Origin of the sequence: Exiguobacterium sp. (assembly GCF_020832205.1) — a bacterium.
Lineage (GTDB): Bacteria > Bacillota > Bacilli > Exiguobacteriales > Exiguobacteriaceae > Exiguobacterium.
In genome coordinates this window covers 1-16,570 of sequence record NZ_JAFIFD010000038.1, presented here as the reverse complement: position 1 = coordinate 16,570, position 16,570 = coordinate 1, and the positions used below count along the sequence as shown (strand labels likewise).

At 52.7% G+C, this 16,570-nt stretch carries 14 protein-coding genes; 6 read left to right on the top strand and 8 right to left on the bottom strand.

The window, feature by feature from the left end:
* Positions 1–63: 63 nt before the first annotated feature.
* The 3 genes from JJU47_RS09145 to JJU47_RS09135 form a co-directional block, all read right to left on the bottom strand.
* A complete protein-coding gene (locus JJU47_RS09145; RefSeq protein WP_228618497.1) occupies positions 64–567 on the bottom strand; it encodes a DoxX family membrane protein in 504 nt (167 codons plus the stop codon).
* Positions 568–760: 193 nt separating this feature from the next.
* Positions 761–1,174, bottom strand: coding sequence for a pyridoxamine 5'-phosphate oxidase family protein (locus tag JJU47_RS09140; RefSeq protein ID WP_228618494.1), 414 nt, complete (start codon positions 1,172–1,174; stop codon positions 761–763).
* Positions 1,175–1,300: 126 nt separating this feature from the next.
* On the bottom strand, positions 1,301–1,501 hold the full coding sequence (locus JJU47_RS09135; protein ID WP_016507985.1) for a cold-shock protein: 201 nt from the start codon (positions 1,499–1,501) through the stop codon (positions 1,301–1,303).
* A 266-nt stretch (positions 1,502–1,767) separates the two neighbouring features.
* Here JJU47_RS09135 and JJU47_RS09130 point away from each other — a divergent pair, with 266 nt between their 5' ends.
* Positions 1,768–3,366: a glycoside hydrolase family 55 protein gene (locus tag JJU47_RS09130; RefSeq protein WP_228618492.1), complete on the top strand. Its 1,599-nt coding sequence runs from the start codon at positions 1,768–1,770 to the stop codon at positions 3,364–3,366.
* On the opposite strand, the gene JJU47_RS09125 is transcribed toward JJU47_RS09130, so the two are convergent.
* Positions 3,330–3,836 carry a flavodoxin domain-containing protein gene (locus JJU47_RS09125; RefSeq protein WP_228618490.1) on the bottom strand — a complete coding sequence of 169 codons (507 nt, stop codon included), beginning with the start codon at positions 3,834–3,836 and terminating at the stop codon, positions 3,330–3,332. The genes JJU47_RS09130 and JJU47_RS09125 overlap by 37 nt on opposite strands.
* A 102-nt stretch (positions 3,837–3,938) precedes the next feature.
* On the bottom strand, positions 3,939–5,588 hold the full coding sequence (locus JJU47_RS09120) for a glycoside hydrolase family 13 protein (RefSeq protein ID WP_228618487.1): 1,650 nt from the start codon (positions 5,586–5,588) through the stop codon (positions 3,939–3,941).
* A gap of 119 nt (positions 5,589–5,707) precedes the next feature.
* Between JJU47_RS09120 and JJU47_RS09115 the strand changes: the two genes are divergently transcribed.
* The 3 genes from JJU47_RS09115 to JJU47_RS09105 all read left to right on the top strand — a co-directional run bounded on the left by JJU47_RS09115 (position 5,708) and on the right by JJU47_RS09105 (position 8,826).
* Positions 5,708–6,490, top strand: a complete 783-nt coding sequence (locus tag JJU47_RS09115; protein WP_228618485.1) for a helix-turn-helix domain-containing protein — start codon at positions 5,708–5,710, stop codon at positions 6,488–6,490.
* Positions 6,491–6,570: 80 nt separating this feature from the next.
* The gene (locus JJU47_RS09110; RefSeq protein ID WP_228618483.1) at positions 6,571–7,911 is read left to right on the top strand and encodes a globin family protein; all 1,341 of its coding nucleotides are present in this window, start codon (positions 6,571–6,573) and stop codon (positions 7,909–7,911) included.
* A gap of 18 nt (positions 7,912–7,929) precedes the next feature.
* Entirely contained in the window at positions 7,930–8,826 is an 897-nt protein-coding gene (locus JJU47_RS09105; protein WP_228618480.1) for a class F sortase, read from the top strand.
* A gap of 46 nt (positions 8,827–8,872) precedes the next feature.
* Here the strand turns inward: JJU47_RS09105 and JJU47_RS09100 are convergent, their stop codons facing one another.
* From JJU47_RS09100 to JJU47_RS09090, 3 genes are all read right to left on the bottom strand, one after another.
* The gene (locus tag JJU47_RS09100) at positions 8,873–9,580 is read right to left on the bottom strand and encodes an ABC transporter ATP-binding protein (protein ID WP_228618478.1); all 708 of its coding nucleotides are present in this window, start codon (positions 9,578–9,580) and stop codon (positions 8,873–8,875) included.
* Positions 9,580–11,217, bottom strand: a complete 1,638-nt coding sequence (locus JJU47_RS09095) for an ABC transporter permease (protein WP_228618475.1) — start codon at positions 11,215–11,217, stop codon at positions 9,580–9,582. Before JJU47_RS09095 ends, JJU47_RS09100 begins: the two co-directional genes overlap by 1 nt.
* 134 nt (positions 11,218–11,351) lie before the next feature.
* Entirely contained in the window at positions 11,352–12,422 is a 1,071-nt protein-coding gene (locus JJU47_RS09090) for a Fe(3+) ABC transporter substrate-binding protein (protein ID WP_228618473.1), read from the bottom strand.
* A gap of 227 nt (positions 12,423–12,649) precedes the next feature.
* Here JJU47_RS09090 and JJU47_RS09085 point away from each other — a divergent pair, with 227 nt between their 5' ends.
* Positions 12,650–13,216, top strand: a complete 567-nt coding sequence (locus JJU47_RS09085) for a TetR/AcrR family transcriptional regulator (protein WP_228618470.1) — start codon at positions 12,650–12,652, stop codon at positions 13,214–13,216.
* Positions 13,217–13,243: 27 nt separating this feature from the next.
* Positions 13,244–16,393 (top strand): efflux RND transporter permease subunit, encoded by a 3,150-nt coding sequence (locus JJU47_RS09080; protein WP_228618467.1) that lies wholly within the window; start codon positions 13,244–13,246, stop codon positions 16,391–16,393.
* Positions 16,394–16,570 lie beyond the last annotated feature (177 nt).

Below are 16,570 nucleotides of genomic sequence, written 5' to 3'. Positions count from 1 at the left end.
CCATACTACGTTCATCGTAGCCGAAGAACGAGCAGTTTGTCACAGGAGAACTTCATAAATTCGTCACGCTATTTGACGATTTGGTGAACGGTGCATAACTTTTGTTTCTACGAATTTACGAAGGAACAAGCCATCGACACCGATTTTACCAGCGTTGTAGCCGGCGACGAGGATGAGGACCGAGACGATGAGCATCGTCGGGTTCGTGCTGACCGTACCCGAGAGCAAGAACGCCATGTTCATGACGAGACCGAAGAAAGCGGCGCTGCGAGTGAGGGCACCGAGCAAAAGTCCGAGACCGACAAGGACCTCACCGTACGGGATCAAAATGTCAAACAACGCAGCGTTCGGGATTGCGAACCCTTCAAGGAATGCGGCCCACCATCCTGCGACGGCTGGATGGTCACCTGTTGCGAGCGACGCCGCGTTTTGAAGATACCCGCCTGAGGCGAAGTCGCCTGTTACTTTGCCCCATCCGGCTGTGAGCCAGTGATAACCGAGCCAGATCCGGAGTACGGTCAAGATGCCGGTCGCGATGTTATGGTTTTGCCAAAACTTTGTGAACATGATAATTCCTCCCTTTGAATGGTTGAATGATGGCTTATATGTGATTACATTCACAATATACCATCCATGTTCATTCATTCACATAGGTTATGACAATCGTTCACGCTTCGTTCATATGTGTGACACAAGTCAGTCACTTTTTGGAAATTGGTCAACAAAAAAAAGACGTCCTTTCCGACGTCTCTTCTTTCTTTTATAAAGTCACTTCTTGAGGCGGTTGACCTTTTTTGTTCATCACCCGCATCGATTGCGGTGAGATTTTCAAGATGACGAGTTTCGGATCGTCCGGGCCGTCGAACCAACCTTCTAATTTTTCGTTCCATACTTTCTCTTTCATCGATTCGTCATCGGAAACGGTCGTCTCACCTAAAATCTCGAGATACGTGTCTCCGACGCCATCCCCGTCATAACCGATCAAAATGTGTGTGTACGGGTTGTTTTTCAACTCATCCACTTTATCCGTATCTTTTGAGGTTGCGGTATAGAGCGTCAAATCATCATGAAAAAACGTCATGTAGCGACTGTGCGGCTTCCCCTTATAGACAGTAGCCATCGTGCCCACGTTACTATGATCTAGAATTTGTTTTGCTGTTTGCAATGCATCCATTCCAAATAACCTCCTTGTGATCGTCACTCGTATACTCTTTCCCCGGGGGCAAGCGATTAAACGCATGGACACAAAAAAACCTGCTCGCCGAAGCGAGCAGGTTATAAAATTCCTTAGAAAGGAAGATTAGATTTTTTCAACGTTAGAAGCTTGTGGGCCACGAGCTCCGTCAGTGATTTCGAAAGTTACTGCTTGGCCTTCTTCAAGTGTCTTGAAGCCGTCGCCTTGGATTGCTGAGAAGTGTACGAATACGTCGTCTCCGCCTTCCATTTCGATGAAGCCGTAACCTTTTTCTGAGTTAAACCATTTTACTTTACCTGTGTTCATAATGAACCCTCCTGAAATAAACGCTGTGCGTTCTAGTAGTGCCTTACTAGAAAAAACTGACCAAAAAAAAGCACAAACCTTGTTGGATTATCTTTCATGAAAAATAATCCCAAGCGATTGTGAATTATGTTTCCAGCTATTCTTAATTAAGCACATATGTAATATACCACGGATAAATGCTTCTGTCTACTAAATACTTCGGTTTGCTAAAAATACTTTGAAAACGGGTAGATTCAAGTGAATCGATTGCTAGGAGGAGAAACAAGATGATGGACCCAATCAACCCGAAACATATTCGCGCAAGCATCGCAGCCCATTCCAGTTGGAACGAAGATCAATTGCTTTCCGACACGCTCGCTTGGCACGCGGCGACGAGACGGGACCGTTATCCCGATCAACGGAAGACGTATGCGTCACGCATCCCGCTGACGGAACGCATTGCCCCCGTGACGAGTTCCCTCCCGCTTGAAATCGTCGACGATCTCGTCCGCCCCGTCTGGATGCGCCGGCTCGATGCCGAGTACTTAAACTTGAGACAAGCGACGACTCGACGCATCGATGTGACCGAGTACGGCGCCGTGGGGGACGGCAAGACCGACTGTACGCTCGCTTTTCGCCTGGCCCTGCGCTCATACCGTCATGTGTACGTCCCAGCTGGCGTCTATGTCGTCCGGGGCATCCGCGTCCCGTCGAATTGTGTGCTCGAAGGGGCCGGGCAGGATCAGACGACGATCAAGCTCGACGACCGGGCACCCAAACACCGGCGACTGCTCCGGAATGCGACCCCGTTTCTCGGAAACCATCATATTGAAGTCGCGCATCTGACACTCGATTGGAACGTCGACCGGCTCGGAGCCGTGGACCGGACGTCTAGCGGAGACACGGCTTCAAGCGCGTTGACGTTCGCTCACGTCACATTCGGCTGGGTTCACCACGTCACGTCGAAAAACGCTGGACTGCATGCGTTTGATATTACCGCCCCCCACTACCACTATCTCGGTGACGGCTTACGGGCGGCGAAAGGAAGCCGCTACATCTGGCTCGATCGTTGCGAGGCGACGAACTATGGGGACGACGGCATCACGACCCATCATAGTGACGCCATCTACGTCACGAACTGTTACTGTCATCACCCACACGGCCGGACGCACACGGCCGGATTCTCGAATTCAAACGGAATCGAAGTCGATGACGGGTCTCGGCATGTCGTGCTCGTCAATAACATGACCGAGGGGTGTTTCGGCGGGATCGAGGTAAAAGCACATGCGACGTCCTCGGCCGCCCACGACGTCCATATTTTCGGCCACGTCTCATACCATGACAACCGTTCGTATAATTTCCGCCATATCGGCCACCACTTGGCGGACGACCCGGACTCGAAGACGGCCCGTTTCATCTCAGGCACGAACTTGGTCTCCATCGAGCCGGTCCGGTCCGTGCTATACGAGCGGTCGTCTCCGCGCAGTCTCGTCGTGTCCGCCTATCAAGACGTATTCATTAACGGGTTCACGGCCATCGGTGATCCGTCCTACGATTATGAAGGCAATCCGGCCTTAGCCGTTCAGTATAAGTCACGAGACGTCCGCTTGAAACGGATCGCGACGAGCGGCTTCGTATCAGGACGCGCCGACATCGAACTGTTCGGGGGGGCAAACCGGACTGACCGTGTCACCGTCGAAGAAGTGACGTGCCGGCATTCGGCACCGATCGCCATTAAAGTCGGTGGCCGTTTGACGGATGTCGTGCTCACCCACATTGAAGGCGAACAAAAGAGCGGAGATGCTCTCATCTCCACTCATAGTCCGCTTGAAGCCCACGACTTATTTGCTTACGGATTTTCAGAACGGGTGCGTAACGACGCTTGAGCTGACTCGACAAGCTCGTTTATCCGCGCTTCATCCAAGTTGAGGGAGCTGACCGTCTGCTTCGCCATCATGCGCACGATGGCTTTGTCGAGGAACCCCATCCGCTCAAAATCATAGCCACTGCCGACGACTTCGACGAAATAGGCGTGCGTCCGCAACGGTTCCCCGTACGCGCCCTCGAGCTCCCGTTGCCGTTCTGCCGCGGTCGGCGTGCCGGCGCACAAATATAACCCGAGCGGGCGTTCGAGCAATGGCACCTCGTTTTGCTTCAACCAGTCCGTCAACTCGTCTTGGACTTTCCCCATCCGAATGGATCCTCCGACGATGACATGGTCGACTGTCTCCCAATCGACGTCCGGCTCGTCGACCAAATTTTGAACGTGGACGTTTCCAGACAGGCGTTCAGCCAAAAGATGGGCGACTTTCTCGCTCGTACCGTAACGCGACGTATACGCGATCAACGTCTTCATCTCGTTTCCCCCTTTGCAAGTCAGAGTCTATTTTTCCTATTCCCGATTGCAAGGGAGAATATATACGCTTGAAAAAAACTCGCCGCTCGGGCGAGTTTTTTGTCATAGTTTGTACACTTGTGCCTCGTACGGACGAAGCGTGAACGGTTCGATCGGTTCCATATTGCCGATGACACGTTCTTTCACTTCATGCGGAAGCGTTCGCTCTTGCGTCTCGTCCGAGAAGTTACATAGGACGAGCCACGTCTCCCCGTCGAGCTTGCGGGTGAACGCATAGACAGCCTCATCTTCCGGAAGCAGTAACTCATACTTCCCGTAGACGACGACCGGATTCTGCTTCCGCATTGCGATCAGCTGACGATAATAATGGAAGAGCGAGTCCGGATCGTTCTGTGCCGCTTCCGCGTTCACCTCGACGTAGTTCGGGTTGACGTCAATCCACGGTGTGCCGGTCGTGAATCCCGCTTGCGCTTCAGCCGACCATTGGACCGGCGTCCGCGAGTTATCACGTCCGCGGGCGTGGATGCCGCGGAAGATCTCCTCGTGCGTCAACAGTCCGTTCGATGTGTAATCACGGTATGCATTGAGCGTCTCGATGTCACGGTACTTGTCGATCGAATCGAACGCGACGTTCGTCATCCCGAACTCTTCCCCTTGATAAATGTAAGGTGTGCCTTTCAACATATGGAGAAGGGTTGCGAGCATCTTGCCGGAGACGACACGGTACTCATCTGAATCGTTGCCGAAACGCGAGATGGCGCGCGGTTGATCGTGGTTACTCCAATACAGACTATTCCACCCTTCTTCCTCGAGTCCTTCTTGCCAACGCGAGAAAATCGTCTTCAAGTCCGTCAGCTTCCAATCGGTCGGATTCCACTTCCCAAAACTGCCGCTACCGACGTCGACGTGCTCGAAATGGAACACCATGTTCAACTCGTCGCGGTCTTCGGCCGTATACAGTTTCGCCTCGTCGACGCTTACACCCGGCATCTCGCCGACCGTGATCGTATCGTACTTCGACAGCACTTCACGGTTCATTTCTTGCATGAACTCATGGATCCGCGGTCCATTGAAGAAGAACGGTGTCCCATCCCCGTACCCGGTGCCGCGCGTCTCGCCATCCGGATAACTTTGGTCTTTTGAGATCATGTTGATGACGTCCATCCGGAAACCATCGACGCCTTTATCGAGCCAGTACGTCATCAAGTCGTATACTTCACGACGAAGCGTCTCCGACTCCCAATTCAAGTCCGGTTGCTTCTTGCTGAACAAGTGCAAATAGTATTCGTCGCTCGCTTCGTCATACGCCCACGCACTGCCGCCAAAGAACGCGCCCCAGTTCGTCGGCGGCTGACCGTTCTCGCCTTTTTTCCAAATGTAGTAGTCCCGATACGGGCTATCTTTAGACGAACGAGATTCCATGAACCAATGGTGTTCATCGGAAGAATGGTTGACGACGAGGTCCATCATGATTTTGATGCCGTGACGGTGCGCTTCTTCAAGCATCGTATCGAAATCGGCCATCGTCCCGAACTCGTCCATGATGGCACGATAATCACGGATGTCATAACCGTTGTCATCGTTCGGCGAATCGTACACCGGCGATAGCCAAATGACATCAATCCCGAGTTCAGCCAAGTATGGCATTTTTTCCGTGATTCCTGGGATGTCCCCAATCCCGTCCCCGTTCGAGTCGTTAAAGCTGCGCGGATAAATCTGATAGACGACCGCTTCTTTCCACCATTGTTTCATATATATCTCCTCCTCATCGGTTCAATCTGACGTCACCATCGTACCCTGTCCCGACGCCCGTGCCCATTCATGATATGATCGATATATGCACAATCTTGCTATTATAAAGGAGTGACTCGATGGAAATTGGCTTTTGTGGCTATTCGTATCATACTGCCGTATATACTTTTCCGTTCGCCAACCGATTAGACACGTACTTGATCCGCTTGCAGACAGAAGGCTCAGCCCGGATTCTCGTCAATGGGGAGACGTACGTCGCACGTCCCGGTGATCTGTTGCTCGTCAAACCAGGAGACTACTATGAGTTGAACATCGACACTCCCGCAAGCGGCGACTACCATTTATTTTGTGCCGGCCCGACGCTCGACGCATGGTGGGCAACGGGAAATCGTTCCCGGCTCACCTCAATCTCGATTGACCCCCGCCTGCTCTCGCTTTGGCAACACGTCACCGAAGAAGCGAGACGGCCCACGGATGAACAGAGCACCGCCTTGATGGAAACGTTGATTGAGGCCCTCCTGCTCATGCTCGACCGCGCGATGGTCGACGTCCGGTCGAACACCCGTCCCCCGGTCGTGTCCCGGATGATGCGTTATATAGAAGGAAACGTCACCACCGACTTTAAAATCGCTGACGTCGCCGACGCTGTCGACTTGAGCGTGTCGCGGACCGTCCACTTGTTCAAAGAAGTGACCGGGATGACGATTATCGAATACGCCCAGTCGATCCGGTTGCAACTCGCCGAAGAACAAATGCGATATACACAACACTCGCTCGAACGGATCGCCGAGCTGTCTGGTTTTCGGACGTACCCTTATTTCCACCGGATTTTTAAACGGAAATATGGCGTCGCACCAGGGATTTATCGCACACTTCAACAAAAAAACGAAAAAAAAGAATAAAAAAAGTGATCCATTTTTTGAACCGCTCCGTTAGATGGGTGTAAACAACGACAACACTCACAAAAAAAGGAGCGATTCACATGAAGAAGAAAACAATGAACAAAATTGTAGCACCGGCATTAGCGTTAGGATTACTCGTCCCAATCAATGCCCAGGCGGCAGATCACGCACCGACAGCGAGCACACCAGCTGGAGACCTTCGAGCGACACTCGATCAGTTGCTGTCTGAGCACTACGTCTTAGCGGTCACCTCGATGATGAAAGCGTACGACGGGGCACCTGACGCCGAAGTCGCGATGAAAGCACTCGATCAAAACGCGCTCGACATGACACCGGCCATCGCTTCGATTTATGGTGACGAAGGCGCGGCCCAGTTCGAAGACATCTTCGCTGGTCATAACGACTACTCGGCTGATTTCGTCGAAGCGGCCAAGTCGGACGACAAAGAACTCCGTGCTGAAGCGGAAGCGGAAGTCGATGAGTTCGTCGAAGAATTCTCAACGTTCCTTGATGCAGCGACAGAAGGGAACCTTCCAAAAGACGCAGCGGCTGACGTACTCGAGCTTCACGAAGATCAAGTTCTCTCAGTGTTCGACAACTATGTAGCCGGTGACTATGAGTCGGCTTACATGACGTACCGTGAAGGCTACAAACTCATGTTCGACATCAGTAAAGCACTCTCTGGCGCCATCGTCACACAAATGCCTGACAAGTTCGACACACCAGCCGACACACCGGCCGTCGAGCTCCGTTCGACATTGAATAGCCTCGCTGGTGAACACTTCGCCCTCGCTGCGATCGGCATGCAGAAAGGTTATGATAAAGCGGAAGACTTCGACTACGTGAGCTGGGCTGAAGACCAGAACACACTCGACTTCAAAGCAGCAATCGCTTCGGTCTATGGTGACGAAGGCGCGGCCCAGTTCGAGAAAGTATGGAACGGCAACCACATCACGGCTCAAGGTGATATCGTCGCCGCCACACTCGAAGGCGACGAAGCTAAAATCGAAGAAGCACGTATGAAACTCGATCAGTTCGCTGTCGACTTCAGCACGTTCCTCGATGCGGCGACAGAAGGCAACTTGCCACAAGCAGCTGGCCAAGAAGCGATCATGCAACACGAGGCACTCGTGCTTCAAACGTTCGATCAGTATGTAGCCGGTGACGCGGACGCGGCTTGGATGTCATTCCGTGAAGGCTATGCGTTCATGTTCGGTGTTGGTGAAACACTCGGTAACGCGATCGTGACACAAATGCCTGACAAGTTCGCTGAAACGACGATGCCTGAAGAGATGCCTGAGACAGGTCTCGGTGGTGCACAAACACAATCGATGAACACCCTCTACGCTGGCCTTGCTGTACTTGGCGGAATCTTACTCGCCTTTGTCACACTTCGCAACCGTAAAGAATCTGTTCAATAACCAATAAGGAGGGAGCCCATGAACAAGCGCCATTTGTTTCTGGCGCTCTCTCTGTTTTGTTTTGGCTTCTGGACGTGGACGAGCGCCCAAGAATCGTCGTCACCACCTGTAGAAGAAAAACAAATAGAGGAGAGCCCAGATTTAACGGCTGAATTCTCACTTCTACAGGAAGAGGTGAAGAAGCTCAGATTAGCCGAAGAAGAGGAAAGTGCCAAAGCCGCGACACCTGTCCGTATTCAAATCCCGAGCATCGCTGTCGACACCGCCATCGAACAAGTCGGCGTGCTCGACAACGGACAGATGGGCGTACCAACTGATGAAGATCAAGTCGGCTGGTTCGAACCCGGTGTCAAACCTGGCAGTAAAGGCAACGCCGTCGTTGCCGGACATGTGGACAGTAAGACAGGGCCTGCCGTCTTTTATGAACTCGATCAGCTGAAGGCGGGCGATGACGTGGCGATCATCGACGAGAACGGCAATACGTTGACGTTTCGCGTCACAAAGACAGAAAGCTATGATACGAGCAACGCTCCGATCGAAGAGATTTTTGGAGCGACGTCGCATCGCAACTTGAACTTGATCACGTGTTCCGGCACGTTCGGGGATGGCGGCTACGACCAACGTTTCGTCGTCTATACGGAGCTTGTCGATAGCGAGATGAATACGGAAGTTGAACTCGACGCCCCGACGAATGTCACGTTGAGCGGTAACTTGCTCACGTGGCACGCGGTCCGCGACGACGCCGTCATCGGCTACCGTGTCTATGAAGTCATCGCTGGAGACGCGACGCGGATCGAGAGCGTACCGTCACACGCTCGTAAAAGCGTCGAAGTGACGAATGAGCAAGCGACGTATTACGTGACGGCGATCGATCGGCTCGGGAACGAGTCGAGCCCTTCTGAGACGACGAAGTGAACGTAAAAAGCTCCCGCAGGACGACCGTCCTGTGGGAGCTTTTCTGTTACACGAAACATGGGATTTGCGGATTGAACGTCTTGTTGTTCTCTGTCATGATCTGTTTCTTGATTTTTCCTTCTCCGAGGTAGACGATGCGGTCGGCGAGCGCTTCCGCGTCTTCCTCGTCGTGCGTGACAAAGATTGTCGTCGTGCCCGTCTGTTTCAAGAGCCGGCGCAAATCGTCGCGGATCCGGTGCTGAAGCGATGTGTCCAAGTTACTGAACGGTTCATCTAGAATCAACAACGACGGTCTTGGTGCGAGCGCACGCGCGAGCGCGCCACGCTGCTGTTGACCACCGCTCAACTCGTACGGATACCGATGACGGAACTCAGACAAGTTTACGAGCGCAAGCATCTCCTCGACCCGTTCGTTCCGTTCTTTCCGGCTCAGTTTGTGGAGGCCGAACCGGATGTTCTTTTCAACGGTCATGTGCGGGAACAGTGCATAGTCCTGAAACACCATGCCGACACCGCGTTGTTCAGGCGGCATGAACTGGCAGTCGTCACAACAGACGCAATCGTTGACGACGACGACACCTTGATTCGGCATCTCGAGACCGGCGATGAGGCGTAAAATCGTACTTTTCCCCGAACCGCTGTCACCGAGGAGCGATACAATCTCACCTTTCGTGATCGAGAGCGAGAACCCTTTGATCGTCTCGGCATGCGCACCTTTATAGCTGAAGTGTAAATCGTTGATTTGAACAAACATTAGTCGGCCTCCTTATCAAGCACCTTATGGAAAACAAAGATCAACAATCCGCTCATGAGCACGATGACGATCGAGGCGAGCGCGGCCTCATGAATTTTCTCGTCACTGACATATTTGAACGCTTGAGTCGCAAGCGTTGAGAAGTTGAACGGTTGTAAAAACAGTGTCAGCGGCAACTCTTTCATAATGTCGATGAAGACGAGGATGAACGCGCTCATGATCGCCCCTTTGATCATCGGGATATCGACCCGGAAGAACGTCTGCACCGTTCCCCACCCGAGCATGCGCGACGCCTCGGTGAACGACTTTCCGACTTTCTCGAACCCGCTCTCGATCGAGTTGTACCCGATGGCGAGGAAGCGGATGACGTACGCGAAAATGAGCATGATGAGCGTCGTGCGGAATACGAACGTCTGACCTAAGTCTAGCGCGAGCGCTGCTTTTAGCACCCATTCATCCAATAGTAAGAACAACGTGATAACGGCGATAGCGATCGCCGCTCCCGGAATCGAATAGCCGAGTGTCGTCACTTTCGAGATGACCCGCGTCATGTTCGACGGGAACAGCCGCGTATAGTTGGCGATGATGAGTGCAAACACGAGAATGATTACCGTCGCGATGAACGCGACGCTCACGGTGTTCCAGACGAGTCGGAAGAATGCGGCCGTGAACACTTGCTCGAACGTCAGTACCGTCCAAGCGATGAGCTGGACGAACGGGATGAGAAACGCAATCCCGAACACCGTCGCCACGTAGCCGAGCACGGCGTAACGATGCCATCCGTTCAGCGGTCTCGGCTTGAGCGGCTTCACTTTCGTCGTCGCATAGCTGAACTGTTTTCGTCCCCGGACGAGCCGTTCCATCGTCAGAATCGCGATGACGAGAATCATGAGCGTGCCGGCGAGTTTGAGCGCCGAAGACGTATCTTTCATCCCGAACCATGTGCTGAAGATCGCCGTGCTGAACGTTTGGATCCCGAAGTACTTCACGACCCCGTAATCGTTCAACACTTCCATCAAGACGAGGCTGACGCCGCCGATAATGGCGACGCGAGAGATCGGGATGACGACGGTAAAGAAGATATCCCACGACCCGCGTCCAAGGATGCGGGCGTTCTCGATCATCGAGGACGACTGGTTGTGGAGAAACGCACGTGTGATCGTATAGATGTACGGATACAAGAACAGGGTGAAGATAAAAATCGTCCCTTGAATCGTCATGATGTTGAAATAAGACTGATTCACGGTGATCCCAAAGTCGTTCCGAAGTGTCGTCTGAATGACCCCGGTATAGTTCAAAATCCCGTGATACGTATACGCCCCGATGTAAGGGGGAATCGCGAGCGGTAAAATGAGCGCCCATTTGAAGAATCGACGGAACGGGAAATCGTACACGGTCACGAACCACGCGAGACTCGTCCCGATGATGGTCGTCAAGACGCCGGTCGCGAGCATGATGAAGAGTGTGTTGCGGACGTAACGCGGCAATAAATATTCGCGTATATGTTGCCAGTTGTCGTTCACTGGCGCGAACAGCTCGACGAGCACGACGACGCCGGGCAAGACGATGAACAACAAGGCGATAAAGCTCAAGATGGCCCATCCATTCAATTGTCGTTTCATCGCATACCAGTTCATGCCGTACCGCTCCCATTCTTTCGTTCAATCACTTCCTGTCCCATCATATCAGTTTCCGGCCACTCGTTGTACCGTCAGACTGTCCGGAAACAGAAAAACCTCCGGCTTGAACATTTGTTCAAGCCGAAGTCGTCTTATTTCCAACCGGCTTCGTTGAAGATGCGGATGGCTTCTTGCTGATTTTCACCGAGAACAGACAAGTTGATGTCTTGTTCTTTGAACTCACCCCATGATTTGAGGAGCTCGTTCGGCTCGACTGATTCGTTGACTGGGTATTCGAAGTTCGCACTTGCGAACTGCTCTTGCGCTGACGGGTCAGACATGAACTCCATGAGTTTCTTCGCGTTTTCCGAGTTTTTCGATGCTTTTGTCATCGCAATCCCTGAGACGTTGACGTGTGTCCCTGTCGTGTCTTGGTTCGGGAAGAAGACACCGAGCTCTTCAGCGACTTTCTTCTCTTCCGCGTCTTCCGAGTTCAACATGAGACCCATGTAGTACGTGTTCATGATGGCGACATCGCCTTCTCCGGCCACAACGGCTTTCGCTTGGTCACGGTCGTTCCCTTGTGGGTCACGCGCGAAGTTGTTGACCATGCCTTCAGCCCATTCTTTCGCCTTGTCGACACCGTTCACTTCGATGAACGAAGCAAGGAGCGAAATGTTATACATGTTCTCAGATGGACGAACGAGTACTTTGCCGTTCCATTGTTCTTCCGTGAGCGCTTCATACGTCGACAAGTCTTCTGGGTTCACGCGGTCTTTTGCATAGACGATGACACGGGCGCGCTTCGTGAGACCGAACCATTCGTTATCCGTATCACGATATTTTTCCGGAATGTTCGATTCAAGCACATCGCTATCGACCGCTTGAAGATGGCCATTCTCTTTCGCTTGGTGCAAGTTTCCTGCGTCCGCTGTGATGAAGAGATCCGCTTCCGTATTCGCGCCTTCTGTGTTCAAACGCTCAAGAAGCTCTTCGCCTTTTCCTTCGACGACGTTGACTTTGACGCCCGTCTCTTCTTCGAACTGTTTATAAAGCTCTTTGTCGACGTCATAGTGACGGCTTGAGTAGACGTTGACGACTTTCGACTCTTCAGCCGTTTCGTTGTCCCCTGTCGTCGTTGTCTCTTCCGTGCTCGCACAAGCCGCAAGCAACGATGTCGTAAGTGCTGCCGAAAGTCCTAATGCCATATACTTCTTGTTCATGTGTAAGTCCCCCACGTTTTAGTCTGTTTATTGGTAATGATAATTACTCTCAATTACTATCATCACTGATAATCATTCTCACGTCAACCTTTTTTTGAAATCGTTACCAATAGTTATTTATCTATAACTTAACAGTTTTGAAGATATCATTTCTTGACTTCAAAATGATGAGGCACTTATGATGAAAAAGAAAAAACCGTCTGGTCGGTATAGAAAGGAGTGACGGGATGACGAACCGATCAAATGTGACGAAACAAAAACTGTTAGACGCGGCAAGCGATATCATTATGGAACACGGCGTCCATCAGCTCACATTAGATGAAGTCGCCAAGACGGCTGGTGTGTCAAAGGGTGGATTGCTTTACCACTATCCATCGAAAGAGGCGTTACTGACGGCCATTGTCGAGCGGTTGCAGACCGAACAAAACGACATGTACGAATCGCTTCAACTAGAGGGTTACGGTCCAATCGAGGCGTTCGTGCGGCTGTTTGACGAGACGAAGTTGTACCCAGAACGTTCTTCACTCCATATCGATGCTGAGAAGATGATTGCCTTTTTGACGCTGTTCGCTGTCGATCAAGACTACGCCGAACGATGGAAGCATGACATCGACACGTTCTTTGCGCAGTTTCAACAGACGAGCGATCCGGTCGAGACGATGATCATCCGTTATGCACTCGAAGGGATGATGATGTCTGAACATTTTCATGTCGGCGTCCCTCCGACCGAATTAAAACAACAAATCATCGCTCGGTTGATCGAGCGAGCCCGCCGTATCGATACGGAAACCTAATCCGCACGCAGAGGAGAATTGAACCCCATGCAAAAAATCACGTCCTTTTCCGTCAACAACAAGTTCGCAGTCTGGTTGATGACGATTATCTTGACGGCCGCCGGAATCTTCGCCGGCCTGACGATGAAGTTAGAGACACTGCCTGACATCACGACACCGACCGTCTCGGTGACGACAATCTATCCAGGTGCTTCACCTGAGCAAGTACTTGATGAAGTGAGCACAGTGCTCGAAGATCGGCTGAAAAGTTTGAACGGGGTCGAACAAGTCCGTTCGAGCTCATTCCAAAACGCCTCCAACATTCAAATCGACTACGATTTCAGCACGGATATGGAAGCAGCCGAGCAGCAAGTGAAAGACGCGCTCAGTAACGTCGATTTGCCGGAAGCCGTCCAAGACCCGCAAGTGTCACGGCTCAGTTTCGACGCTTTCCCGGTCATCGGGGCGGCCGTCTCCGATGAAAGCCTCGATTTGGCTGAATTGACGAAGCTCGTCGAGGAAGAACTACAACCTGCCCTTGAAGGAGTCGAAGGTGCTCAACTCGTCCAAATCGCCGGGCAAGAGATCCGTCGCGTCGAACTCCAATTTGACGAGGCTGCTCTCGCCGAATACAACTTGACGGAAGATACGGTCAAACAGTTGATTCAAGCGAATGATGCCCGTATCGCCCTCGGTTTGTACGAACTCGGGGACACGGAACAAGCCGTCGTCATCGACGGAAAGTCGGAGACGCTCGAAGCGTTCCGCGACTTACAAATTCCCTACTCACCTGCTGAATCACCACAGGCACCGGGTACACCAAGTGAGCTCCCGACCGGCGAAGCACCGCAACTGCCAGCCGACCTACCGACAGACGTTCCGACAGATTTACCGGCGGATGTACCAACTGCCGTGCCGACGGTCGCCTTGAGCGAACTGGCGTCCATCGAGGACCGCGGGATCGAAGAGTCGATTTCGCGTTCGAATGGTGAACGCTCGATCGGCATTCAAGTGACCAAAACGCAAGATGCGAACACGGTCGACGTCGTCAACGCCGTCAAAACGATTTTAGACGACTTTGAGGCCGAGTATGACTCGGCGAACGTCTCGATTACCCTCGACCAAGGACAACCGATTGAAGAATCGGTCGAGACGATGGTGTCGAAGGCACTGCTCGGTGGCTTGTTCGCCATCTTGATCATTCTTGTCTTCCTTCGTAACGTCCGCTCGACGATCATTGCGGTCATCTCGATTCCGCTCTCGCTTCTCATGGCACTCATCGTCTTGAAACAACTCGACATTACGCTCAATATCATGACGCTCGGAGCGATGACCGTCGCCATCGGACGCGTCGTCGATGACTCGATCGTCGTCATCGAGAACATTTATCGCCGTCTCACGCGTCCGAACGAGACGTTACGCGGCAAAGAATTGATCATCGCCTCGACGAAAGAAGTATTTATTCCGATCGCTTCTTCGACAGTCGTGACGATCGCGGTCTTCTTGCCGCTCGGTTTCGTGACCGGCTTCGTCGGCGAACTGTTCTTGCCGTTCGCCTTGACCGTCGTCTTTGCCTTGCTCGCGTCTCTTCTCGTCGCCATCACGGTCGTTCCAATGATGGCCGACTCGTTCTTTAAGAACCGGGACAAGTTAAAGCCGGAAGAAGGACCAGGCAAGCTCGCGGAATGGTACCGCGGTGTCCTCGACTGGTCGCTCAACCATAAACTCGTCGTCTTCGGTCTCGCGACACTCCTCTTGGTCGGTAGTTTCGCGCTCGTCCCGGCCATCGGCGTCAACTTCTTGAACCAAGATTCGGAGAAGACGCTGTTCGTCACGTTCGACCCAGAGCCCGGCCAGACGCTCGATGATTCAATCGCGGCAGCTGAAGTGGCGGAAGACTATTTCATGAACGAACAGCCGAATGCGACCGACGTCCAGTTCACCGTCGGCGGTGAAAACCCGCTCAATCCAGGAAACAATAAGCAAGGAATCTTCATCGTCCAGTACGATCCGGCCACGAAAGATTTCGCCGATGTCAAACTTGAAGACATCGAGCGCTTGAACGAACTCGCCCCGGCCGGTGAATGGAAAGAACAAGATTTCACAGGCGGCGGAGCAACGAGCGGCGTAACATACAACGTGTATGCGAACTCGCTCGAAGATCTCGAGGCGATCGTCCCGACATTCATTGAGACGATTGAACAAGAGTCCGATTACGTCCGTCAAGCGACGTCTGATTTGCGCGAGTCGTACGTGCAGTACACGTTCAAAGTCGACCAACAGGCAGCGGCGGAAGCCGGCGTCTCGACGTTCCAAATCGCTCAAACGATCGGTCAGTTCCAAGCCCAACAAAGCCCGCTCGCCAGCGTGACGGTCGATGACAAACAACTCGATGTCATCATCCCGACCGAACAAGTCACGTATGACAGCATCGAAGACTTGCAAGACCAAGAAATCACGACACCGTTCGGTCCCCGTCCAATCGCCGATTTCATTGAAGTCGAAGAAGGTACAACACCGGACACGCTCGTCCAACGTGACGGAAAACTCCTCGCCCGGGTCAACGTCGAGCTCAGCACGGACAAAGCGACCGAGGCATCGGCCGCGATTGAAGAACGCGTGTCGGCGATCGACCTGCCAAGCGGTGTGTCGTATGACATCGGCGGGGTAACGGAACAAATTCAAGAATCGTTCACCCAGCTCGGTCTCGCCATGCTCGCGGCCATTGCCATCGTTTACTTGGTGCTCGTCATCACGTTCGGTGGTGCCGTCACCCCGTTCGTCGTCTTGTTCTCGCTTCCTTATGCGATTATCGGAGGGCTCGTCGCCTTGCTCGTGACCGGCGAGACGATCTCTGTCTCGGCCCTTATCGGTGCCCTCATGTTGATCGGGATTGTCGTCACGAACGCAATCGTATTGATCGATCGTGTCATCCATAAAGAAGCGGAAGGATTGTCGACGCGTGAGGCACTCCTTGAAGCGGCCGGTACGCGACTCCGTCCAATCCTCATGACGGCTCTCGCGACGATTGGTGCCTTGTCACCGCTCGCTCTCGGCCTTGAGGGCGGTGCGCTCATCTCGAAAGGGCTCGGTGTGACCGTCATCGGCGGACTGACAAGTTCGACGCTGTTGACGCTTCTCATCGTCCCGATCGTGTATGAATTCTTCGCACGGTTCCGCAAGAAAAAACAAGCTTAATCAAAAAGAGAGTTGACCATCTGCGGTCAACTCTCTTCAGATTGTAGACAAAGTCACGTTTCAGGCGAACTGAAACGTGACTTTGTCGTTTTAGGGCCTTGAGGCGCTCTGCCCGAGCCCCTGTTCAGGCGGGCTGGGTGTTCTTCCATGCCCAGCCCGCCATCTTCTTGAGATTGA

What these genes read in the sequence shown, in the direction of transcription:
- JJU47_RS09145 (WP_228618497.1), bottom strand. Translation starts at nt 567, where the DNA reads ATGTTCACAAAGTTTTGGCAAAACCATAACATCGCGACCGGCATCTTG.
- JJU47_RS09140 (WP_228618494.1), bottom strand. Translation starts at nt 1,174, where the DNA reads ATGGATGCATTGCAAACAGCAAAACAAATTCTAGATCATAGTAACGTG.
- JJU47_RS09135 (WP_016507985.1), bottom strand. Translation starts at nt 1,501, where the DNA reads ATGAACACAGGTAAAGTAAAATGGTTTAACTCAGAAAAAGGTTACGGC.
- JJU47_RS09130 (WP_228618492.1), top strand. Translation starts at nt 1,768, where the DNA reads ATGATGGACCCAATCAACCCGAAACATATTCGCGCAAGCATCGCAGCC.
- JJU47_RS09125 (WP_228618490.1), bottom strand. Translation starts at nt 3,836, where the DNA reads ATGAAGACGTTGATCGCGTATACGTCGCGTTACGGTACGAGCGAGAAA.
- JJU47_RS09120 (WP_228618487.1), bottom strand. Translation starts at nt 5,588, where the DNA reads ATGAAACAATGGTGGAAAGAAGCGGTCGTCTATCAGATTTATCCGCGC.
- JJU47_RS09115 (WP_228618485.1), top strand. Translation starts at nt 5,708, where the DNA reads ATGGAAATTGGCTTTTGTGGCTATTCGTATCATACTGCCGTATATACT.
- JJU47_RS09110 (WP_228618483.1), top strand. Translation starts at nt 6,571, where the DNA reads ATGAAGAAGAAAACAATGAACAAAATTGTAGCACCGGCATTAGCGTTA.
- JJU47_RS09105 (WP_228618480.1), top strand. Translation starts at nt 7,930, where the DNA reads ATGAACAAGCGCCATTTGTTTCTGGCGCTCTCTCTGTTTTGTTTTGGC.
- JJU47_RS09100 (WP_228618478.1), bottom strand. Translation starts at nt 9,580, where the DNA reads ATGTTTGTTCAAATCAACGATTTACACTTCAGCTATAAAGGTGCGCAT.
- JJU47_RS09095 (WP_228618475.1), bottom strand. Translation starts at nt 11,217, where the DNA reads ATGAACTGGTATGCGATGAAACGACAATTGAATGGATGGGCCATCTTG.
- JJU47_RS09090 (WP_228618473.1), bottom strand. Translation starts at nt 12,422, where the DNA reads ATGAACAAGAAGTATATGGCATTAGGACTTTCGGCAGCACTTACGACA.
- JJU47_RS09085 (WP_228618470.1), top strand. Translation starts at nt 12,650, where the DNA reads ATGACGAACCGATCAAATGTGACGAAACAAAAACTGTTAGACGCGGCA.
- JJU47_RS09080 (WP_228618467.1), top strand. Translation starts at nt 13,244, where the DNA reads ATGCAAAAAATCACGTCCTTTTCCGTCAACAACAAGTTCGCAGTCTGG.